16 protein-coding genes are annotated in these 21,598 nt (G+C 73.0%); 7 read left to right on the top strand and 9 right to left on the bottom strand.

The window, feature by feature from the left end; translation table 11 throughout:
* Positions 1–274 precede the first annotated feature (274 nt).
* The 5 genes from OC439_RS01440 to OC439_RS01420 all read left to right on the top strand — a co-directional run bounded on the left by OC439_RS01440 (position 275) and on the right by OC439_RS01420 (position 5,790).
* Positions 275–514, top strand: a complete 240-nt coding sequence (locus tag OC439_RS01440; protein WP_151014346.1) for a winged helix-turn-helix domain-containing protein — start codon at positions 275–277, stop codon at positions 512–514.
* Between the two features lie 57 nt (positions 515–571).
* Complete coding sequence (locus OC439_RS01435; RefSeq protein ID WP_262011803.1) at positions 572–1,417, top strand: alpha/beta fold hydrolase; 846 nt, start codon at positions 572–574, stop codon at positions 1,415–1,417.
* Positions 1,418–1,703: 286 nt separating this feature from the next.
* Positions 1,704–4,613, top strand: a complete 2,910-nt coding sequence (locus OC439_RS01430) for a M36 family metallopeptidase (protein ID WP_262011802.1) — start codon at positions 1,704–1,706, stop codon at positions 4,611–4,613.
* A 186-nt stretch (positions 4,614–4,799) separates the two neighbouring features.
* The gene (locus OC439_RS01425; protein ID WP_262011801.1) at positions 4,800–5,240 is read left to right on the top strand and encodes a ribonuclease domain-containing protein; all 441 of its coding nucleotides are present in this window, start codon (positions 4,800–4,802) and stop codon (positions 5,238–5,240) included.
* Positions 5,241–5,301: 61 nt separating this feature from the next.
* Entirely contained in the window at positions 5,302–5,790 is a 489-nt protein-coding gene (locus tag OC439_RS01420; protein WP_262011800.1) for a barstar family protein, read from the top strand.
* 135 nt (positions 5,791–5,925) lie between these two features.
* Here OC439_RS01420 and OC439_RS01415 read toward each other — a convergent pair whose 3' ends face one another.
* From OC439_RS01415 to OC439_RS01375, 9 genes are all read right to left on the bottom strand, one after another.
* A complete protein-coding gene (locus OC439_RS01415; RefSeq protein WP_262011799.1) occupies positions 5,926–6,654 on the bottom strand; it encodes an HD domain-containing protein in 729 nt (242 codons plus the stop codon).
* A gap of 56 nt (positions 6,655–6,710) precedes the next feature.
* Positions 6,711–9,962: a hypothetical protein gene (locus tag OC439_RS01410; protein WP_262011798.1), complete on the bottom strand. Its 3,252-nt coding sequence runs from the start codon at positions 9,960–9,962 to the stop codon at positions 6,711–6,713.
* A 108-nt stretch (positions 9,963–10,070) separates the two neighbouring features.
* Positions 10,071–10,490, bottom strand: a complete 420-nt coding sequence (locus tag OC439_RS01405) for an ATP-binding protein (protein ID WP_262011797.1) — start codon at positions 10,488–10,490, stop codon at positions 10,071–10,073.
* A 236-nt stretch (positions 10,491–10,726) separates the two neighbouring features.
* Positions 10,727–12,070 carry a polysaccharide lyase family 1 protein gene (locus tag OC439_RS01400; RefSeq protein WP_262011796.1) on the bottom strand — a complete coding sequence of 448 codons (1,344 nt, stop codon included), beginning with the start codon at positions 12,068–12,070 and terminating at the stop codon, positions 10,727–10,729.
* A gap of 28 nt (positions 12,071–12,098) precedes the next feature.
* Positions 12,099–13,265, bottom strand: a complete 1,167-nt coding sequence (locus tag OC439_RS01395) for a Gfo/Idh/MocA family protein (protein WP_262011795.1) — start codon at positions 13,263–13,265, stop codon at positions 12,099–12,101.
* Between the two features lie 43 nt (positions 13,266–13,308).
* Positions 13,309–14,793: a mannitol dehydrogenase family protein gene (locus OC439_RS01390; RefSeq protein WP_262011794.1), complete on the bottom strand. Its 1,485-nt coding sequence runs from the start codon at positions 14,791–14,793 to the stop codon at positions 13,309–13,311.
* Positions 14,784–16,085 (bottom strand): enolase C-terminal domain-like protein, encoded by a 1,302-nt coding sequence (locus OC439_RS01385; RefSeq protein ID WP_262011793.1) that lies wholly within the window; start codon positions 16,083–16,085, stop codon positions 14,784–14,786. Before OC439_RS01385 ends, OC439_RS01390 begins: the two co-directional genes overlap by 10 nt.
* Positions 16,082–17,515: a glucuronate isomerase gene (gene uxaC, locus OC439_RS01380; RefSeq protein WP_262011792.1), complete on the bottom strand. Its 1,434-nt coding sequence runs from the start codon at positions 17,513–17,515 to the stop codon at positions 16,082–16,084. The genes OC439_RS01385 and uxaC overlap by 4 nt, the downstream gene beginning before the upstream one ends.
* A 16-nt stretch (positions 17,516–17,531) precedes the next feature.
* Positions 17,532–18,860: a Gfo/Idh/MocA family protein gene (locus OC439_RS01375; protein WP_262011791.1), complete on the bottom strand. Its 1,329-nt coding sequence runs from the start codon at positions 18,858–18,860 to the stop codon at positions 17,532–17,534.
* Between the two features lie 241 nt (positions 18,861–19,101).
* Here OC439_RS01375 and OC439_RS01370 point away from each other — a divergent pair, with 241 nt between their 5' ends.
* The gene (locus tag OC439_RS01370) at positions 19,102–20,148 is read left to right on the top strand and encodes a LacI family DNA-binding transcriptional regulator (RefSeq protein ID WP_262011790.1); all 1,047 of its coding nucleotides are present in this window, start codon (positions 19,102–19,104) and stop codon (positions 20,146–20,148) included.
* A 97-nt stretch (positions 20,149–20,245) separates the two neighbouring features.
* Positions 20,246–21,589 (top strand): ABC transporter substrate-binding protein, encoded by a 1,344-nt coding sequence (locus OC439_RS01365; protein WP_262011789.1) that lies wholly within the window; start codon positions 20,246–20,248, stop codon positions 21,587–21,589.
* Positions 21,590–21,598 lie beyond the last annotated feature (9 nt).

Genomic DNA, 21,598 nt, shown 5'->3' with positions numbered 1-21,598 from the left:
GCGGTGGGTCTGGAAGGGCGGGCCGCCCGCACGCCGGCCGCGGGCGGCCCGCCCGCTCCGCCCCCGCAGCCCAGATCGGCGGTACGGAGGCGGAGCAGTCCGGAGGGTCGGGACGGGTACGCACACCCGCCCCGACCGGGGATGAGCCGAACTCGTTGCCACGCGAGGAGCGGCCCGATAGCAACACTAACGGCTTAGCCGTTTAAGTCAACCACTGATTGTTGTCGTTCGTGGGCGTTTCGTGATCGAATTGGCGTGCCACGCAAGGAGCGCCATGCCTACGACACCCGACTACATCCGCATCTCCGACGACATCATCGCTGCTGTTCGGAGCAAGCGGCTCAAGCCAGAGGACAAGCTGCCGTCGATCGCCCAGATGGCGGCGGACTACAAGGTCGGTACCTCGACCATCCAGATGGTCTATGTCCGCCTGGAGGCGCTCGGCGTTATTCGGCGCCACCAGGGCAAGGGCATCTTCGTGACCGACCCGAAGACCTGGATGAGGGAGCCGTAACCGGCGCCAGCCCAGCATGCCCCCTCGGTCGGCGCGCGACTCGCCATACTGTCGGCGATGACTGCTGACGTGCGTACCGAAGACGGTTGTCGCCTGTGGGCCGACCAGGCCGGCGCCGGGTCGCCGCTGGTGCTCTGTCACGGCGGCCCGGGCATGTGGGACTACCTCGACCCGGTCGCCCGGCTGCTCGACGATCGCGCCCGCGTCATCCGGTGGGACCAGCGCGGTTGCGGGCGCTCCGAGCGGCGTGGTCCGTACTCGGTCGGCCGCTTCGTCGCCGACCTCGACGCGGTACGCGAACACCTGGCCGGACCGCGAACGGCAGTGCTGGGCCACTCGTGGGGCGCGCACCTGGCGCTGCGGTACGCGATCGAGCACCCGGAGCGGGTCAGTCACCTGATCTACGTCTCCGGCACCGGCATCGACCCCGAACGCGGCTGGCATCCGCACTACGAACTCAATCTCAAGCGGCGACTCGGGCTGCACCTGAAGCGGTGGGAGGAGTTGGGCGCTCGCGCCCGCACCCCGGCCGAGGATCGGGAACGGGCGGTGCTGCAGTGGTCGGCCGACTTTGCCGACCCCGACGCCGCCGTGCGGCACGCCGAGGACATGGCCACGCCGTGGCTTGGTGTCAACAGTGACTGCAATCGGGCGATCAACGCCGAGGTCAAGCAGGAACTCCGCACCTGCGACATCGCGGCGCGGTGCCGGACACTCGACCTGCCCGTGCTGATCATCGACGGACCCGAGGACATCCGTCCCCGCTGGGGCGTCGACTCGCTGGAGAAGGCGCTGCCGAACTGCGAGCGGGTCAGCCTGCCCGGATCAGGTCATCTGCCGTGGGTCGAGAACCCGCACGGCTTCCGCCGGGCCGTTGCCGGCTTCCTCGACGGCCACGGGTGAGCCACGTCCTTCTCGATCCAGTAGCTGCTGACGGCGTGGAGATCTTGGTACGAAAGGGCCCCCATGAGGGCCGTTTCGTACCAAGATCTATTCGCGTCTCGTCTGGTGAGACGTCAGTCTCGGAAGTGCTCGGGTGGAGGCTCCGTGGGGGCCGCCGAGAAATCGACGCAGCAACATTTTTGGATGTTCGGCTGGTGTCGGCGCGTTGATCGTCCTGGTCGGATGGCGGAACGGACATCGCCGTTCGACGATGACAGGAGGGACCGTGCGCACACCATCCCGTGCGTTGACGGGGACCACCGCGCTGCTGATGGCAGCCGGTCTGGTCCTGACCGCCGCTGGCGGCGGCCAGGCGGCACCCCGGGAACAGACCCGTACCCAGGCGCCACCCGACCACCTGCCGGGCGACCGGCACGACACCAAGGCCACTGACAACCGCAAGGGCCGCGTTCTCGCCAGCGACCGGCAGCGCGACCGCGCCGCCGCGCTCGGCGCTCGGGTGCGCTGGACCGACTTCGGTACGCCCGCGACGCTCACCTCGACCGGCAAGCCCCTGGCCACCGGGCTGCCCGCCGACCCGGCCGCCGCCGCGCGCGCGTACGTCGCAGCCAACCGGGACGTGCTGGGCCTGACCGTCGAGGGCGCCGCCGCGCTGGAACTGCTGACGGTGGCGCCGATGGGGCAGGGCGCCACCGTACTGTTCCGGCAGCGCTTCGGTGACCTGCCGGCCGCCGTCGACGGCATGCTGTCGATCGGCGTACGCGACGGAGCGGTGTGGCACGTCAGCTCCTCGCTCGCCCGTGACGCCGGTACGCCGGCCCCCGCGACGATCAGCGCCGAGCAGGCCCGTACGGCCGCCGTCGCCGACGCGGGCCGTGCCGACGCGCAGGTCGTGCGTACCTCATTGGTCGCGGTGCCCACCGCGGACCGTGGGCCGCGCGCGGCGTGGGAGGTGGTCCTCGGCGCGGACACCACCGGCGCGGACCCGGCCGCCTACTCCACCTACGTGGACGCCCGCGACGGCACGGTGCTGGTCCGCGAGGACCTGATCGACCACGACGCCGACCACCCCTCGTGGGAGGTCTTCCCCAATTCGCCGCGTGTCGACGGGTCCTCGGCCGACACCCGCAAGCGGTGGTGCGCCGTGCCGGCGCGCGGCTGCGCCGAGGTGGTGGGCGTGCCCGGGCACCCGGCGTGGGACGTGGACCCGGCCACCGGCCAGTCCACCACCACGACCAAGGGCAACAACGCGATCGCGGTGCAGAACTGGAACAGCAACGACCCGTTCAGCGTCGGCACCGAGACCGCGACGCCGCGCCCGGACCGCCGGTACGACTACCCGTGGACGAACCAGTGGCAGGAGCAGCGCTGCAACCCGGAGGTGTTCACGTCGCCGCAGGCGAACGACATCGACGCGGCGCGGGCGAACCTGTTCGCCATGCACAACCGGATGCACGACTGGACCTATCACCTCGGGTTCACCGAGGAAACCTGGAACATGCAGCAGGACAACCTCGGCCGCGGCGGGCTCGGTAACGACCCGGAGCAGGGCAACGCGCAGGCCGGTGGCATCAGCGGCGGTCCGCCCGCGTTCGCGGCCCGTAACAACGCCAACCAGATCACCCCGCCGGACGGCGTCGCGCCGACCACGAACATGTACCTGTGGCAGCCGATGGCGGGCTCGTTCTACGCGCCGTGCGTCGACGGCGACTTCGACATGTCGGTGATCGCCCACGAGTACGGCCACGCGGTCACCAACCGCATGATCGCCGGCCCGAGCGCCGGGGTCAGCTCGCCGCAGGGCATGAGTGAGAGCTGGTCCGACCAGCTCGCCATGGAGTACCTCTTCGAGCACGGGTACGCCGCGCCCGGCCGGCGCGGCTTCACCATCGGTGAGTACACCACCGGGGACCCGAACGCGGGTATCCGCAACTACAACATGAGCGACAGCCCGCTCAACTACAGCTCGGTCGACTACGACTTCGTCGGCCTCCAGGTGCACGCCTCCGGCGAGTTGTGGAGCGCGACGAACGCCGACATCCGGGCGGCCATGATGCGCCGCTGGGGCAGCGGCACCCCGGCCGTGCAGAAGGCGTGCGCCACCGGCGCCCGCGACGTGACCGCCTGCCCTGGTAACCGACGCTGGATCCAGCTGGTCTTCGACTCGTTCCTGCTCATGTCGGTCAGCCAGGTCAGCATGGTCGACGCCCGGGACGCGATGCTCGCCGCCGACCGGATCCGCTTCGGCGGGGCCAACCAGGACCTGCTGTGGAACGCGTTCGCCAAGCGCGGCCTCGGCGAGACCGCGGCCAGCGTCGGCCACACCGACGCCGACCCCACGCCGGGCTTCACCTCGCCGTACGCGCGGGAGGCCGCGCTGCGGTTCCTGCCGGTCGGCGAACGCGGGCCGGTGGCCGGCGCGCAGCTGTTCGTCGGGCGCTACCAGGCCCGGGCGGTGCCGGTGGCGGACACCGACGCGGCCACCCCGCTCACCGACCGGGTCGAGCTGGTGCCCGGCACGTACGAGTTCGTGGTGCGGGCGCCCGGCTACGGCCACACCCGGATCGGCCCGGTGACGGTCAAGGCCGGTCAGAACCGGACGCTGCCGGTGACGTTGCGACCCAACCTGGCCTCGGCCACCGCGGGCGCGGCGGTCACCGGCGACGGGATCAACCTGTCGCAGATCGCCGACGACGACGAGGCCACCAACTGGGCCGCGCTCGGCGCGCCGGTCGCCGGCCGGCAGGTCACAGTCGACCTGGCCGGTGACGTCCAGCAGGTACGCCGGGTGCAGGTGAGCGCCATGCTGCGCCCGCCGGTCACCGGTGACGCCGATGCCGGCACCCAGAGCCGGTACTCCGCGGTGCGGCAGTTCCGGGTCCTGGCGTGCACCGCGACGGGGCCGGTGACCTGCGCCGACGCAGCGGACTTCCGCCCGGTCTACACGAGCCGGCCGGACGCGTTCCCGGCTGTGGCGCCGCGTCCCCGGGCGCCGGAGCTGATCATGCGGTCGTTCGACATCCCGCGTACCAAGGCCACGCACCTGCGCGTCGAGGTGCTGACCAACCAGTGCACGGGCGCGCCGGACTACGCCGGTGAGCAGGACGACGACCCGCGGGCGGCGACCGACTGCGCCACCGCCAGCCCGCAGGCGCAGAACGTGCGGATCGCCGAGTTCCAGGCGTTCTCGCACTGACACACGCGGCGGGTGCGGACGGGCGGCCCCTGTCGTCCGTCCGCACCCGCCACCGTGTGTTCACGCGCGGTTCGGGGCGCCGTCGCCGGATCGGGACTGTACGGCGGGCAGGATCCTCGACAGACTGAGCACCGATTGGCCATCAATGCTGATCGATGCGCTGTCGTCCCGTTCAAGGAGGATCCCTTGACCCCGTTCCGCGCCGCCGTCACCCGCGTACGCCGCGCCCTCGCCGCGTCCGCCCTGGTCACCGCCGTGGCCGCCGCTGCGCTCGTCGCACCGTCCACCGTCTCCACCCGCCTCGCCGAACCGGCCGTGGCAGCCGTCTACGGCTCCTGCACGCAGTCCCGCTGCGCCGACGCGCGCGCCGCCCGTTCCGGCTGGTCCGCGAAGAGCTTCCCGACCAGCCGCGGCTGGTACTCGTGGAGCGGCGGCCAGTGCAACTTCGCCGGCGGCCGGTTCTACAACTACGAGGGACAGCTGCCCACCGGCGCCACCTACTACGAGTACGACGTGTACCCGCGCGCCTGCAACGCCTCCCGGGACGCGTACCGGATCGTGGTCAACAAGAGCACCGGGGCGACCTGGTTCTCACCCGACCACTACGCCAACTTCTACCGGCTCTGAGCAGCCTCGACGCCGGCCGGGCCCGCTGTGCCCGGTCGGCGCCGTCGGGAAAGGACGGACCATGGGCGCAGCGTCCGCGCAACCGCCGGCCTGGCTCGTGTACGGCGGCACGCCGCCCGAGCCGGAGGGCGGCGCGACCGTGTCAGGCTCGGGCGGTGACCCCTGGTCGGGTGGCGGGGCGCTCCCGGGCGGCGTGCTGATTTCCGGCGCGCAGGCCCGGACCCGGGCCACGCTGCACGAGACGCTGGCCGGGGCGCTGGAGCTGCCCGGCTGGTACGGCCGCAACTGGGACGCCCTCGCCGACGCGCTCGCCGACCGCCTCGACGCCGGTCCGCTGACAGTGGTCGTGACCGACGCGGCGGACCTGCTCGCGGACGAGCCGCCCGCCCAGCTCGGCACGCTGCTGGACGTGCTGGGCGCGGCCGCCGCCGGTGGGCACGAGACGTTGCGGGTGGTGCTGCGCGACCACCCGGACCGCCTGCCCGCCCTGCGCGCCCGGGTAGCCGCCGTGCTCGGCGGCCACGTAGGCGCCCCACCCCCCGCCGACTGACCCCCCGCCCCCCGCCACTCACGCCCGCCACCCGCGGACCGGGCGGTGATCAAGGACTTTGCGTCCGGATCAGGCCCCTACGGCGACACAAACTCCTTGATCAACGCCTAGGGGCGGGGCGGGGTGGGGGAGGGGTCAGGCGGGGTGGTCGAGGATGGCGCTGAAGCGTTCCTCGGCCAGGTCGAGCTGGGCGAGGATGTGTTGCTTGACCGGCGGGGACAGTGGTGTGTCCGGGCGGGCGACCAGGTCACGGAAGACCGGCACCAGCGGGCGGTACTTGGCGGCGGCGCGGGCCACCTTCGGCCCGACCGTGTGGATCACGCCCACGCCGTTGTCGGTGAAGTCGGACACCTTGATCACCCGCGCCCAGGGTTCCCGTTCCAGGCTGGCCGCCACGTGCTCCCGGTACTGCTCGTCGCGGTCCCGGCCCGGGTCGTACGCCGGGTTGGTGACCGCCGCGACCAGCCGGGCGACCCGCGACCCGAACCGGCCGGACAGCGCGGCGAGCGCCGCCGAGGTCACGTCGGGCCCGGTGGCCGAAGGGTCGAGCCCGGCCAGCTCGGCGGGGTGGTCCTCGACCGCGTCGTGCAGCAGCCCGGCGACGATCACGTCCACGTCCCGCACCTGGTAGTGGTGCATCAGCCGGATCGCCACCCGCAGCAGGTGGTTGAGGTACGGCTCGCGTACCCGCCGGTCGTCGCGGTGCAGGTCGGCGGCCAGGTCGAGCGCCTCGGTCAGCCGGTCGCGCGCGGCCTCGTCGAACGCCTCGATCTCCAGCCGGAACCGGGCCAGCAGGCCGGGCTCGCCGTGGATCTCGGTGATCGCGTGCATCGGCATGGTGGCGAGGTACGCGGGAAACTCCATGCGTCCCTTATAGCCGATCTTCGCTGGATCCGGCGTCCGACACCGTGGCCGGTATGTCACCAGCGGCGCCACTTCGGCAGGTCGCGGCGCGACATCTGCCTCCAGAACCGGCGCATCCGTGCGTGCCGTACGTTCTGCCAGGGCGCGCGGGCGGAGAACGCATACCACCACGAGGTCAGGTCGGCCTGCCGGCCGCAGAAGTTCTGGTCCATCCGGTGCGGCAGCGGCTCGCCCCTGGCCGGCAGCGGGCACAGCCGGAAGGCGCAGTCGTCCAGGCAGGTCGCGCCGGGTACGCAGGCATCGGCCCGGCGGGTGCTGCGTTCGGGCTCGAGCGGTTCCCGGTCCGCGGTGATACAGGGCGGGAGATCGCACCGGTCCGCCCGGTGCAGACGTTCCTCGCGCTGCTTCACCGATTCGCCCCGGTCGGCGAGGTTCAGCAGCAGCATGACGTCGGCGAGCAGCCGTTCGGCAGTAGGTTCGAGCACGCTCCAGCCGGTGGAGTCGGGAATCCACAGCCGTTGGTTGCGCCGTACCTCGGGCGACGGGCTGCACGACCCGACCCGGCCGGCCGTCTCGCCCTCTTCGATCCAGCAGAACCGTTCCGGCTGCCGGGTGACGAGCGCCGACATGCAGAGCCGCGCCGCGGCCAGCAGGAACGGATGGGCCGGGCACGGCTCACGATCGGCGACGGCGCTGCCCGCGGTGCGCAACCAGTGCTGCACCAGGCCGACCGGATCGGCGCCGGCCCCCCGCTTCGGCAGCGGCTCGCTCGGGTTCATCGGCAGCGACAGCAGGGTCAGCGCCTGGATCAGCACCAGGTGGCTGTACCAGAAACGGGAGTGGGCCAACGCGAACTCGGCCTTCTCGACCAGGAAGCTGCGGTCGGCGTCCTGCCGGCCGATCGGCAGGTGCCGGACGTTCGCCGCGATGCGGAATCCCTGCGCCAGCGCGATCTCCAGGCTGAGGCCGAGCCGCCGGTCGTCGCGGAGGTCACGGTTCGCCGCGAGCGCGTCGAGCCAGGCGTCGAGCTGACGCCCGGCCCGTCGCCGGCTGGCCGGGGTCTCGGTGTCGCGGTCGACCGACAGCAGCAGCAACGGCGCGATCCACGCCCGCAGCCGCTGCGGCCAGATCGCCGGAGCGACGGCGTACCGGTCGGGCAGGCGCGGGCCCGCCCCGCCTTCGGGTCGTAGTGCCTCCGCGGCGTCCACGCCGCCGAGCCCGATCTCGCGCGCGGCGGCGAGCTGGACCCGGTACGAGGCTTCCCCGGCAGCGAGGCGGAAGAGGCTGGCGTAACTGGACGGCAGTCCGGACGGTGGCTTCGGCAACCCGTCCCGGCGACGGCGTTCGGCGAGGTACCGGGCGGCATCCCCCCACCGCCGGACGAGCGCGAGCTTGGCCTCGTCCAGCGGGCGGTCACCGACGTCGCCCTCCTGGAAATCGGACCAGCCCGCCTCGATCTGCGCGGCGATCCGTTCCTGCTGCGGACGGTCGGTGGCGGCGTCCACCTCGAACGCGGTCGCGTACATCTCCAGCCGCCAGCAGGGGTTGCGCCCGGCGTCGGCGCGGCGCAGCAACCGTTCGACCAGACCGGAGTTGAACGCGTCGTGGCCCGGCTCCCGGGACAGGAGAACCAGCGCGATGAGCGCTTCCCGGCTCGGTTCGTCCGGAACGAGCAGGGGCAGCAGGGCGTTGCGCATCTGCGCGTCGGACAGGAACCGGGCACCGAGGTATGCCTGGATCACGCCGTGCTGGAAGCGCATGCCGTCGGGATGCAGCGTGACCAGGGAGAACTCACCGGCGGTGGTGACGGCGGTGACGAGGTCGGCGCGACTTCGCGCGTCGAGCCCGTCCCTGACCTGGTTTTCGAGGTGGGATACGACGATGCCGAGCGCCGTCCCGAGTTCCGTTCCGCCGTCGCGGGCGTTCGTCATCTGGTCGTAGGTCACGTTCAGCGACTTGCGCAGCAGGCCCACGCACGCGAAGGCGGACACCACGTCCAGGGCGTGCCGGCGTTCCTTCGGATCGTGCGCGAAGTCCTCGCAGATGTATCCGTCCTCGAGCGCCTGCAGCCACGCGTCGAGCAGGAGGCGGCGGATCTTCGCCCGGTCCACCGGACGGACCGATCCGCCGGTCTCGCGGTGGCTGCCGAGCCCTTCCGGTAGCCGCCCGAGCCGGTTGAGGTCCCGGATGACCTTCAGGTAGACGGGTGACTCGGTCACGTCGGCGTCGTTGATCAGGTGCGCGACGGTCATCCGGGACGGCCTCGGCGCCGGGTCGTCGCTGTCCAGGCCGAAGGTGAGCGCGTGGGTCTCGCTGAGCGGTTCGAGCCCGATCACGACCGCCGGCATGCTGCGCAGCGGATCGTACGGGCGGGCGGCGGCGATCAGCGGAAGCCGGTTCTGCGCCGCCCGGGTGAACGCCTGGCGGAGCACGCTGTCGTGCTGGCCCTCCTGGCCCTCGCGGTCCTGCCCGCCCAACTCCTCCAGCCCGTCGGCCAGCACCGCGATCTTGTTGCTCCACCGCAGTTGGCGCCACAACCGGTCGGCCTGTCCGCCGTTCCACAGGTACGGGTCGACGAACTGCGTGAACTGCTCGCGCGCCGCCTTCTCGAAGTCGAGGGAGCCGACGTCCTTCACGTCGCGCAGCGAGAGGGCGACCGGCACGACGCCGCGTCGCGCCAGCTCGTGGGTCAGCCGGAGCATCACTGCGGTCTTGCCCGCGCCGACGCCGCCGACGAGGACCATCGGGCACCGGACGTCCGGGTCACGGATCCGTTCGATGAGCACCTCGCACAGTTCGTCGCGTCCGACGATGTCGGCGAGCGTGTCGTTCGAGGTGCCCACCAGGTCCTCGGGATGGTGCTTGGCGATCCGCTGGTACCGCCGGTACACCCGGACGAAGGTGAGCAGGTAGAAGCCGACGAAGACGATCGCCACCGCGAGGATCTTGCCGAGGAAACCGCTTATCTTCTTGCACTGCCCCTGGTTCGCGGGCCCGGTGCAGAAACGGTCCTGCACCCAGGCCAGGGGCGGGAGCTGCTCGACCCGCCAGTGCCCGACGGTCACGTTCCACAACGGCAGCACGAACTGGGTGAGCACCCAGAAGCCCACCACCACCGCGGCGCCGACCGCCAGCACCAGCCACCACCATGGGCGGTGCCACCACCGGGCTGGAGCCGCGGGACGGGTCGCCGCCCTCCGGCGCTGCCGCTGCGACCGGTTCCCGTACCAGGTGCCGGCCCGGCGGAAGGTCATCGCGACCCAGACACGCGGCGTCCACAGCCAGCCGCGCCACAGCGGACCCCGCATGCCGGCACCCCCCGGCCCGCATGCCGCCGTTCGGCGGAGGCGAGCGACGCTCACGAAATCTCCGGGCCGAGGCTAACCCCTGCGAGAGCTGCGAGGAGGGGGTTTGCGTCAGTCGCCCGGGGTGAGGCGCTTGACCAGGCGTACGCAGGTGCCCTCCGGCGTGCCGACGATGGTGGCCTCGTCCATCACCCGCGCCATGATCAGCCGCCCGCGCCCCCGGTCGCCGCTGTCGTCGCCGTCGGCCGCGCGCCAGCCGCCGCGGTCGCGTACCTCGATCTCCAGCCGGTCGCCGCGCAGCTCGGCCCGCAGGGTGGTGATGCCTTCCGGGGCGAAGCGGTAGCCGTGCTCGATGGCGTTGGCGCACGCCTCGCCGGTGGCGATGAGGACGGTGTCGACGTCCCACTCGCTCACGCCTTGGGCGTGCAGCCAGCCGCGCAACCGTTCCCGGGTGGCGGCGAGCCGGGCCGGGTCGGCCGGTAGGTCGATGGTGAGGACCGGGCCGACGTCGCCGGATGTCCCACCCGTCACGTCCGGCCCTCCGTCCCGTGCCCGTCCCCGGGCCTGGGCGCCCACTCGCGCTCTCACCGCCTGATTCTCACCTTGTTGTCCCCGGTGGCCGCCGATTCATTCCCCCGGCGGCGATGTCCGTCAACGTGATCATCGCGCATCGGCGGCGGCGTGTCAGCCGGCGGGCCGGTGACGACGCCGGGCCGGCATCCCCCGGGGGACGCCGGCCCGGTTGCCGGGGTGGGTTCCGGCGCAGGTCAGAGCGGCAGTCTGCCGGCCCCGGCGAAGGCGTCCACGACGAACGGGACCAGTGGGGTCGGCAGCGGCCGGGCGGCGCGCAGCGTGGGCGTCCACCCGGCGTCGCCGCCGAGGTCCGGGTCGTGGGCGGCGTTGTACCCGGCGAGCAGGCTCACCGGCCGGGGCAGGCGGTCACCCTGCCGGACCCAGCTGCCCCGCTCGGTGAGCGCGGTGCCGCCCCAGTCGTAGAGCAGGTCGGCCGGGGTGGTGTCGCCGGTGAGCGTGAAGAAGTTGTTCTCCGCGTACAGGGCGGACTGCACGCCGACGCCGAGGGCGTACGCGAAGCCGGGACCGCCGAGCCGGTAGTGGTTCTCGTGCACGTCGACCTGGCCGAACCGCACCCGGGGCAGCCGTTGCAGCGTGCCGTCGAACAGGTTGTGCCGCACTGTGACGTCGAGCCGGCCCACGTCCGGGCCGACGGTGTTCGACGAGCCGATCAGCATCACCTTGTCCCGGCCGGTGAACCGGTTCCAGGACACGGTGACCAGGCTGGCCGTGTGCGTGACGTCCACCGAGCCGTCGTGCACCTGCCAGGGCCGGCCGAAGTAGACGGGCTGCGCGCTGTCCGGGTTGTCGCCGTCGGTGAACGTGTTGTGGTCGATCCAGACGTGCTCGCTGCGCCGCACCGAGATCTGGTCGTACTGGGAGTTCCAGTTGCCGGTGTCGCCGTCGGCAGGGGACCAGGCGGGGAAGCAGTCGCGGGCGTCGGCGAACTCGATGTTGCGTACGATCACGTTGTCCACCCGGTCGATCATCAGCGTCAGGCCGGTGAGCCGGGCGCCGCGCAAACCGATGATCGTGGTGTTCGAGCCGACGTTGATCTGGGTCTGCCGGGTCTGCGCGGCCACCGAGCGCACCCGGGCGGCCTCCAGCGGCCCGCTCGGGTTCGTCCGGCCCCAGGTCGCCGGGTCGTACGCGGCCAGGTAGGCGGGTAGCGAGTACTCCGGGTCGGCCAGGTCGGCGCAGTCCAGCGTTGTGCCGTCCGGGCCTTCGAAACCGTCGACGGTTCCGGCCACGTACACGATCTTTCCGGTGGCGTCGGCGGCGTTCGTGGCGTTGTCGCCGCCGAGCGCGTCGACCAGCTCGGCGCGGGTACGCACGACGCGTACCCGGTCCGGCTCGGCGGCCGACCCGCCGGTGGTGCCGGTGCCCGCGGCGGCCCAGCCGTCGTTCGCGGCGAGGGCCTGGCGGCCGATCAGCTCGGCGGCCCGGGACGGCTCACCAGGTGCGGCCGGCGCGGGCGCGGCGGTGGTGAGGACGAGCGCGGCGGTCAGCGCCGCGACGACTGCGGTTCGGGTACGCATGACTCGTTCCGTTCTCCTGGAGGGACATTCACTGCGCGGGCGGGTCCACCACGTACGGCGTGGCCGCCCACGGCACGCCCGCCTCGGACGGCAGCGCGCCGGTCTCCGCGGCGGCCCGCAGCACCGCGCCGACGCCCCGCACCATCCGCACCCGCTGCGGCCCGTCGCCCGCCTCGCGTACCAGGTCCCCGTCGAGCAGCGTGGGAACGGGGGCGTCCCGCAGCGCGTCCAGCACCGCGGTGAACGGCTCGGTACGCGCCAGCGGCGCGATCAGCGGTGTGCCGTCCGCGCGGTGGTCGAGCAGGTTCGCCAGCAGCCCTCGGCGGCCGGGCACCGGGCGCGGCGCGTCGTCGCCGGGCAGTCGCAGCCGGTCGGTCGGGTACTCCAGCAGCGCCCGTCCACGCTCGCCGGTGACGAGCACCTCCCCGGGGACGTGTTCCTCGGCGGCGAGGGTGAGCGCGGCCAGCACCGGCGGCCCGGCGTGCGGGGTCAGCCGCAGCACTGTGGTGTCGTCCACCTCGATCGGGCGGACCCGGTAGCGCTCCACAGCGATCCGGGCCGGGCGTACCGGCGCGCCGGTGACCGATTCGGCGACGGCGAGGCACTGCATGAGCGCGTGCGCGAGCGGGTTGGCGAGCGCACCGTCCAGCGCCGGGCGGCCGTCGACGGTTCGTCGTCCGGCCCAGGGGGAGCGGGCGTAGTAGGCGTCCGGACGCTGCCAGGCGGCGAGCGTGGCGATGCCGGTGACCGGGCCGAGCCGCCCGAGCGCGCCGGTCAGTTCGGTCAGCGCGGCCGAGCCGAGCGCCTGGAAGTTGACCTGCACGGCCCGGCCGGCGGCGTCCGCGGCCTCGGTGAGCGTCAGGTGTTCGGCGAGGTCGAGCACCGGCGGCTTCTCCAGCAGCAGGTCCGCCCCGGCGGCCAGTACGTCGAGCGCGATCGGCAGGTGGGTGTGCGGCGGCGTGCAGATCACCACCACGTCGGGCCGGGAGTCGGTGAGCATGGCGCGGTGGTCGGTGAGGACGGCCGCCTCCGGTGGGACCGGCGCTTCCGGTTCGGTCTCCAGCGGCCGCACGTCGACCAGCGCGACAAGACGCGCCCGCCCGGCCGCGTGCAGCTCCGCGATGGCCCGGCGGTGCCAGCGGCCGTGCCCGTTCGCCCCGACCAGCGCCACCCGCGGCGGGTCGTTGCCGCTCACCGGCGACCCCCGCCGGGTCGCCGCCCACCCGGCACGCCGCCGGTCACCGTGCGTCCGCCAGCGTGGCCCGGACGCCGTGGCGTTCCAGCGCGGTGAGCCAGCCGGTCACGTCGGCGCGGAACTCCTCGTCGGCGGCCAGGTCGGCCGGGAACACCTCGCGCAGCGCGAAGACCGCGTCCACCACCCCGGACGGGGTGTGCGCTCCGGCGGCGAGGGCGGCGCGCAGCCGGTCGGCGAGCGGGTCGTCCAGCGGCAGCGGCCGGCCGTCGTCGGCGTACCCGAGCAGGAACCGCAGCCACGCGGCCACCACGAGCGCGCTCCACCGCGCCGACCGTCCTGCCGCCCGCAGGTCGGCGACGGTCTGCAGCACCCGCTGCGGCAGCTTCTGCGAACCGTCCATGGCAACCTGCGTCGTCCGGTACCGGATCGCCGGGTTGCCGAAACGGGCCAGTACCTGCTCGCCGTAGTCGGCCACGTCGGCGCCGGCCGGCGGGGTGAAGCTGGGCGCGATCTCCTCGGCGAGCAGCCGCCGCAGCACCGCGTCCAGGTGCGGCAGCGTCAGCGCCTCGGCCACCGTCTCCGCGCCGGCCAGTGCACCGAGGTACGCGGTGGCGGAGTGCACGCCGTTCAGTGCCCGCAGTTTCAGCCGCTCCCACGGGCCGGCGTCGCCGGTGAGGATCGCGCCGGACCGTTCCCAGGCCGGACGCCCGCCGGGGAAGTCGTCCTCGATCACCCACTGCGACCACGGTTCGGCGGCGACCGCCGCCAGGTCGGTCACGCCCAGCGCCCGCCGGGCGGTGTCCCGGGTCTCGTCGGTGCTGGCCGGCACGATCCGGTCGACCATGGTGCCGGGGCAGGTCACCGCCGCGAGCACCCGTTCGGCGCTCGCGTCCGGCACCCGGGCCAGCGCGAGGCACTGCTCCACCAGCCCGCGCAGCCGGCGCCCGTTGGCGGGCAGGTTGTCGCAGCTCACCAGCGCGATCGGCCCGGCGTCGGCGGCGGCGCGGGCGAGCAGCCCGCGGACCAGCAGACCCGGCACGGTACGCGGGGGACGGCCGGTGGTCAGGTCGGCGGTCAGGTCCGCGTCCACTGTCAGCGCGGCGGTCACCGGATCAAGCCGGTACGCCTTCTCCGTCACCGTCAGCGTGACCACCCGGATCGCCGGGTCGGCGAGCAGGCCGACCACCGCGTCCGGGTCGCTCGCGGCGTGCCGTACCCCGGTGAGCGCGCCGACCACCCGGGTGTCCGCGCCGTCCGCGGCGAGCGTGGTGACGCTGAACAGGCAGTCCTGCGCGGCCAGGGCGTCGACCACGTCGGTGCTGCGCGGCGCGACGCCGATGATGCCCCAGTCGCCGCCGGCCGCGCCGACCGCCGCCTCCGTGTGCACGGCCTGGTGGGCGCGGTGGAACGCGCCGACGCCGAGGTGGACGATGCCGGCCGGCACGGTGCCGGGGCGCAGCAGCGGCCGGGACTCCGGCGGCAGGTGGCGCAGCGTGGCCAGGCCGAGCCGGTCGGGGGTCAGCGCCATGCCGGGCCGTCCGGGAAGCGGAACCGCGCGATCGACTCCTGGCGCATGGTGGCGCTGTAGCCGGGCGCGGTGGGCAGCAGGTAGCGCCCGCCGCGGGTGCGGACCGAGTCGGTGAAGTGTTCGTGCAGGTGGTCGACGTACTCGACCATGCGGCCGTCCAGGCTGGTGCCGATCCGCAGGTGGTCGAAGATCGCGAGGTGCTGCACGTACTCGCACAGGCCCACGCCACCGGCGTGCGGGCAGACCGGCACGCCGAACTTCGCGGCCAGCAGCAGTTCGGCGAGCACCTCGTCCACGCCGCCGACGCGGCAGGCGTCGATCTGCATCACGCCGATCGCCTCGGCCTGGAGCAGCTGCTTGAAGATGACCTTGTTGGCGGCGACCTCGCCGGTGGCGACCCGGCAGCGACCGCCGGTCAGCTCGGTGACCGCGCGGGCGATCCGGGCGTGCCCGAGCACGTCGTCGGCGTGCGTGGGCTCCTCGATCCAGTACGGGTCGACAGCGGCGAGCACGCCCATCGCGGCGATCGCCTCGTCCACGTCCCACACCTGGTTGGCGTCCATCATGAGCAGCGCGTCCGGTCCGATCTCGGCCCTGATGATCCGGGCCCGCCGCAGGTCGTCCTCGATCCGCCCGCCGACCTTCATCTTCATCGCGCGCCACCCTTGGGCGTACGCGTCGCGGGTCAGCGCGCGCACCTGCTCGTCCGGGTAGCCGAGCCAGCCCACCGATGTGGTGTACGAGGGGAACCCGTCGCGTTCCAGCCCGGCGAGCCGGTCGGCCAGGTCGTCGCGTCCCTTGTCGAGGATGGCCGCCGCCTCGTCGGGGGTGAGCGCGTCGGTGATGTGGTGGAAGTCGACAGTCGCGACCAGTTCGTCGGTGGGGGCCTCGGCGAGGAAGCGCCACATCGGCTTTCCGGCGAGCTTGGCGCGCAGGTCCCAGACCGCGTTGACGAGCGCGCCGGTGGCCATGTGGATCACGCCCTTCTCCGGGCCGAGCCAGCGCAGTTGCACGTCGGCGGCCAGGGAGCGCCAGAACGCCACGGGCTCGGCGGCGATCTCGGCGACGGTGCGTCCCCGGACGTGGTGGGCGAGCGCGCGGACCGCCGCGCAGGTGATCTCGTTGCCCCGCCCGTTGGTGAACGTGAACCCGGTGCCTGTCGGCCCGCCGTCGGTGGTCAGCTCCACGTACGTGGCCGAGTAGTCGCCCCTGTTTATCGCGTCCGAGCCGTCGCCGCTGGCGGCGGTGGGGAAGCGCACGTCGTGCACCTCGACGTCGACGATCGTGGTCATGCGGGCCCGCCTCCGAACTTGAAGACCTGCTTCGGCAGCCGGTACGCCAGGTCGACGATGGTCTCGGCGGCCTCGTCCCCGGTCAGCCGGTGCTCGGCGACGAGGCGGGCGAGGAAGCCGGCGTCGACCCGGCGGGCCACGTCGTGGCGTACCGGGATGGAACAGAACGCGCGGGTGTCGTCGACGAACCCGGCGGTGTTGTAGAACCCGGCGGTCTCGGTGACCGCCTCCCGGAACCGGCGCAGCACCTCGGGGGAGTCCAGGAACCACCAGGGCGCGCCGAGGCGCAGCGCCGCGTACCCGCCGGCGAGCGGCGCGAGTTCCCTGGTGAACGTGTCCTCGTCGAGCGTGTAGAGCACCACTGTGAGCCGGGGGTCGTTGCCGTGCGCGTCGAGCAGCGGGGCGAGGCCGTGCACGTACTCGGTGGCCTGCGGCACGTCGCCGCCCACGTCGCGGCCGTGCCGGGCGTGCAGCCACCGGTTGTGGTTGCGCACCGCGCCGGGGTGCAGCTGCATGACCAGGCCGTCGTCGAGCGACATCCGGGCGAACTCCAGCAGCATGTGCGCCCGGAACGCCTCCGCGTCGGCCGCGTCGGCGTCACCGCGCCGCCCCTTGTCGTAGAGCGCCGCGGCCTCCGCCGGGGAGAGATCGAGGGTACGGGCGGTCGGGTGCCCGTGGTCGGTGGAGGTGGCCCCGGCGGCGGCGAACGCCTCCCGCCGTGCCCGCAGCGCGGCCAGGTATCCGGCGTACGTGCCGGTGTCCTCGCCGGAGACCTCGGCGAGCCGGTCCACGTTCGCGGCCCAGTCGCCGAACTCCATGTCCACCACGTCGTCGGGGCGGAACGTGGTGACCACCCGGCCGCCGGGCCCGCCCCAGCCGTCGGCGGCGAGCTTGGCGTGCCGGCCCAGGTCGTCCAGCGGCGACTCGGTGGTGGCGAGCACCTCGATGCCGAAGCGCTCGAACAGCGCCCGGGGCCGGAACCCCGGCTCGGCGAGGCGCGCGGCGAGCGCGTCGTAGACGGCGTCGGCGGTGGCCGGGCTCAGCGGCGTGTCGACGCCGAACACGTGCCGGAACGTCTGCTCCAGCCACAGCCGCGACGGGGTGCCGCGGAACAGGTGCCAGTGCGCGGCGAAGCGCCGCCAGATGGTCCGCCCGTCGGTCTCCACCGGGCTGCCGTCGACGCTCGGCACGCCCAGGTCGGCCGGGGGTACGCCCTGGCTGAGCAGCATCCGGGTCAGGTAGTGGTCGGGCACGATGAGCAGCCGGGCCGGGTCGGGGAACGGCTGGTCCTCGGCCAGCAGCCCGGGGTCGACGTGCCCGTGCGGGGAGATGAGCGGCTGCTCGGCGGCGAGCGCGTACAGCTCGCGGGCCAGGGCGCGAAGCCCGGGCTCGGCGGGCAGCAGCAGGTCGCCGCGGGGGATGATCGGCACAGCGAGGGCTCCTCGGTCAGGGCAGGGTGAGCAGGTCGGCGACCCGGACGGGCGCGCCGGTCTCCAGTGAGCGGTTGGCGGCCAGGCCGGTGAGCAGGGCGAGCGCGCCGTCGCGGGCGGTGGCGGCCCGGCCGAGCGGGTCGGGTTCGCCGCCGAGCAGCACCCGGGTCATCCGGGCGTCAGCGCCGCCGTGCCCGCGCCGGGTCCAGCCCTCGACCGGGATCTCCTGTGGCGGTGCCCAGAACGGGCGCAGCGTGAGCCGGGCCGCGCCCTGCTCGACGGCGGCCTCGTCGCCGTGCAGCGCGGCGCCCTTCAATGCACCGGCGACGGACGGGCTGACGTGGTCGCTCTCGGTCACCTCCAGTTCGAGGCGGCCCCGGCTGCCGTTGACCATGACCCGGTAGCCCTCCCAGGGGGCGTACGCGGTGAGGTGGTAGGTCATCGTGGCGCCGGTGTCGTAGCGGGCCAGCACCGCGAGGTCGTCCTCGATGGTCACGCCGGGGGCGAAGACGTTGCGGTCGCGGTGGTAGCCGTCCTCGGCCTCGGCGTCGAGGTACAGCTCGCGCAGCCTCGGGTGGTCGGCCAGGCGCAGCGCGAACGGGTCGCCGTCGGCGGCGGGGGAGCCGTGCGCCCGGTCGTAGTCGCGGGCGTAGCCGTGCCGGCGGCCGTCCGCGCCGTAGAAGAACAGCCGGCCGTACGCGTGCACCTCGACCGGCCGGGCGTCGAGCCACCAGTTGACCAGATCGAAGTGGTGACCGGACTTGTGCACCAGCAGCCCGCCGGAGACGGACTTGTCGCGGTGCCAGCGGCGGAAGTAGTCGGCGCCGTGGCGCACGTCGAGCAGCCACTCGAAGTGCACCGACCCGATCTCGCCCACCGCGCCGTCGGCCAGCAGCCGGCGGACCTGCTCGTGCAGCGGGTTGTAGCGGTAGTTGAACGCGACGGTGACGCGCCGGCCGGTCTCGGCGACCGCGTCCAGGATGCGGCGGCACCGTTGCGCGTCCACGGTCATCGGCTTCTCGACGACCACGTCGCAGCCGGCCCGCAGCGCCGCCGTCACGTACTCGTCGTGGGTGGCGTCCACGCTGGTCACCAGCACCACGTCGACCCGCTCCTTGGCGAGCATGGCGGCGAAGTCACCGGCGGCGTACGTGGGCACCGGCGGGTGGCCCAGCTCGGCCAGCCAGCGGTTGTGGGCGTCCATCCGGGTGTGGTTGACGTCGGCGAGCGCTACCAGCTCGGCGGTGTCGGCGTGGTCGAGCGCGAGGGCACTGACGAACATCTCGGCGCGTGCCCCGGCACCCACCAGGGCGTGGCGGACCCGTTCCCGGGCCGGTGGTGACATGACGTCGGCCTCCCCGCCAGTCGGCTGCAAAGGTTTGCAGCCGAAGAAACCATGACGATGGATGCGTCGTCAACGGATGGCGGCCAAGCCGCCCTATCCATCCGCATTGATGGGGTTTCGCGCGCCCACCGGGATCATCGCCGCAATCGAGCCGCAACAATGGACCGTTGACACGGGCGCAACCGTTTGCATTAATGGGCGGCACCCGTGACGCCCACCACATCGGACGAGGGAGCCCGCCGTGCCAGCCACCATCCGGGACGTCGCCCGCGCCTCCGGTGTGCACATCTCCACCGTGTCCCGGACGTTCTCGGCCCCGCACCTGGTCAACCCGGAGACGCGGGTCCGGGTACTGGCCTGCGCGGAGGACCTCGGCTACCGGCCCAACCGGGCCGCCCGGGCCCTCATCACCGGCCGTACGCACAACATCGGCCTGATCGTGGCCGACATCGCCAACCCGTTCTTCCCGCCGCTGATCAAGGCGGCGGAGGGGCAGGCGCGGCACCGCGACTACCACGTGTTCGTGGCCGACACCAACGAGGACCCGGTCGCCGAGGAGGACCTCGTCCACGCCCTGGCCAAGCAGGTCGACGGCGTGCTGCTGTGCAGCCCCCGGATGAGCAACAGCCTGATCGAGCAGGTCAGCCGCGAGGTCCCGGTGGTGGTGATAAACCGCCAGGTCGCCGGCCTGCCCTGCGTGATGATGGACGTCGGGCAGGGCGCCCGGGCCGCGATCGAGCACCTGCTCGGGCTCGGCCACCGCCGGATCGCGCTGCTCGGCGGCCCGCGCGGCTCCTGGACCGCCCGGGAGATGCGCCGCGCCGCGACCGCCGCCGCCCGGGGCGGGGGAGCGGAACTGACAGTCCTCGGACCCAACCAGCCCACCGAGACCGGCGGCGGCGCGATCGCCGAACAGGTACGCCGCAGCGGCGTCACCGCCGTGCTCGCCTACAACGACCTGATGGCGATCGGCCTGATCGAAGGGCTGGACGCGCTCGGGGCGCGGGTGCCGCACGACGTCAGCGTCGTCGGCGTCGACGACATCGCGTTGAGCCGGCTCACCCGCCCCAAGCTGACGACGGTGGCCACGCCGACCGCGGCCGCCGGCCGGACGGCCGTCGACATGCTGCTGCAACTCGACTCCGACGCGCCGCGTGGCGCCCGGGGCCGGGGCGCGGCGGCCGGCGACCGTCGCACCACCGCACAGGTAATGCTCCAGACCGAACTGGTCGTCCGCGACTCGACCGGGCCCGTCCCCGCGCCCGGCCGGGACGGCACCGGAGCCTGAGCAGGTGGCCCGGGCCCGCACAGCACTGCGGACCCGGGCGGCCCGTGGACGGCCGCCGGTGACGTCGTCGCCTCCCACAGCCGAGGAGTGAGCGCAGATGCACCCCGCAACGTCCCCCACCGCCGGCGTACCCGCCGGGCGGGATCACCGTACCCCCCTGACCCGACGCCGACTCGTGCGCGGCCTGGCCGCTGTCGCGCTCGCCGTACCCCTCGCCCTGGGCGCGGCCGGCTGCGGCGACGACTCCGCCGGCGGCGACGGCGGCCCGGTCAAACTCTCCGTCTTCTGGTGGGGCGGTGAGGCCCGGGCCAAGCTCACCGAGGACGCCCTGGCCCTCTACACCAAGAAGCACCCCGACGTGACGTTCGAAAAGACCTGGCAGGCCAACCAGGGCTACTTCGACAAGCTCGCCACGCTGACCGCCGGCGGCAACCCGCCGGACCTGTTCCAGATCGACGACAACTACCTGGCCGAGTACGCCGGCCGCAGCACCACGCTCGACCTGGGCAGCTACCGCGACTCCGGCAAGCTCGACGTGTCGAAGTTCCCCAAGAGCCTGCTGGAGTACGGCGTGGTCGACGGCAAGCTCGCCGGGGTGGCCGCCGGGGAGAACACCCAGGGCCTGGTCTACAACAAGACGCTGCTGACGAAGAACGGGCTGCCCGAGCCGACCACCGGGATGAGCTGGGAGGAGCACATCGCCTGGGCCGAGCAGGTGGCGAAGAAGACGAAGGTGCCCGGCACCCAGGACCCGAGCGCCGACTACAAGGCGCTCTGGGTGTGGCTGCGCCAGCAGGGCAAGGACCTGTACAACGGCAAGGAACTCGGGTTCACCGCCGAGGACGTGACGAAGTGGTTCGAGCTGTGGAAGGGCGCGCGGGACCGGGGCGCCACCCCGACGCCTGACGTCATTCACGAGGGCAACTCCAGCGACATCACGAAGCAACTGGTGGTCACCGGCAAGTCGGCCACCTCCTGGGTCTGGGTCAACCAGATGCCGGACCTGAAGAAGAACACCAAGGACGAGCTGGGCGTGGTCGCGTACCCGGGTGACCCCAGCGCCCAGTGGGCGCGCGCCTCGATGTACTGGTCGGTGTTCAAGGGCAGCAAGCACAAGGACGTCGCCGTCGACGTGATCAACTTCCTGAACAACGACCCGGAGGCGGTGGCGCTGCTCGGCACCGACCGTGGTCTGCCGTCCAACATGGACCTGCGCGCCAAGGTCAGCGAGACCGCCACCGACCCGGCCATGAAGCAGTCCATCCAGGTCGAGTCCGAGCTGGCGCAGAAGTTCGGCGCCTCGCCCCAGGTGCCGATCAAGGGCCACAGCAAGGTCAAGTCCGAGCTCGTAAAGGCCGCCGAGAACGCCCAGTACGGCCGCGCCACCCCGGCTCAGGCGGCGGAGCAGTTCGTCACCGCCTGCAAAGCCGCGATCGCCTGACCCCACGAA

This window comes from Micromonospora sp. Mcm103 (assembly GCF_024519755.1).
GTDB lineage: Bacteria > Actinomycetota > Actinomycetes > Mycobacteriales > Micromonosporaceae > Micromonospora > Micromonospora aurantiaca.
This window is presented reverse-complemented; position numbering and strand designations above follow the sequence as displayed.

Excerpts from the sequence above, each read along its gene's own strand:
- OC439_RS01440 (WP_151014346.1), top strand. The coding sequence starts at position 275 with ATGCCTACGACACCCGACTACATCCGCATCTCCGACGACATCATCGCT.
- OC439_RS01435 (WP_262011803.1), top strand. The coding sequence starts at position 572 with ATGACTGCTGACGTGCGTACCGAAGACGGTTGTCGCCTGTGGGCCGAC.
- OC439_RS01420 (WP_262011800.1), top strand. The coding sequence starts at position 5,302 with ATGGGCGCAGCGTCCGCGCAACCGCCGGCCTGGCTCGTGTACGGCGGC.
- OC439_RS01415 (WP_262011799.1), bottom strand. The coding sequence starts at position 6,654 with ATGGAGTTTCCCGCGTACCTCGCCACCATGCCGATGCACGCGATCACC.
- OC439_RS01410 (WP_262011798.1), bottom strand. The coding sequence starts at position 9,962 with ATGCGGGGTCCGCTGTGGCGCGGCTGGCTGTGGACGCCGCGTGTCTGG.
- OC439_RS01400 (WP_262011796.1), bottom strand. The coding sequence starts at position 12,070 with ATGCGTACCCGAACCGCAGTCGTCGCGGCGCTGACCGCCGCGCTCGTC.
- OC439_RS01390 (WP_262011794.1), bottom strand. The coding sequence starts at position 14,793 with ATGGCGCTGACCCCCGACCGGCTCGGCCTGGCCACGCTGCGCCACCTG.
- OC439_RS01385 (WP_262011793.1), bottom strand. The coding sequence starts at position 16,085 with ATGACCACGATCGTCGACGTCGAGGTGCACGACGTGCGCTTCCCCACC.
- OC439_RS01375 (WP_262011791.1), bottom strand. The coding sequence starts at position 18,860 with ATGTCACCACCGGCCCGGGAACGGGTCCGCCACGCCCTGGTGGGTGCC.
- OC439_RS01365 (WP_262011789.1), top strand. The coding sequence starts at position 20,246 with ATGCACCCCGCAACGTCCCCCACCGCCGGCGTACCCGCCGGGCGGGAT.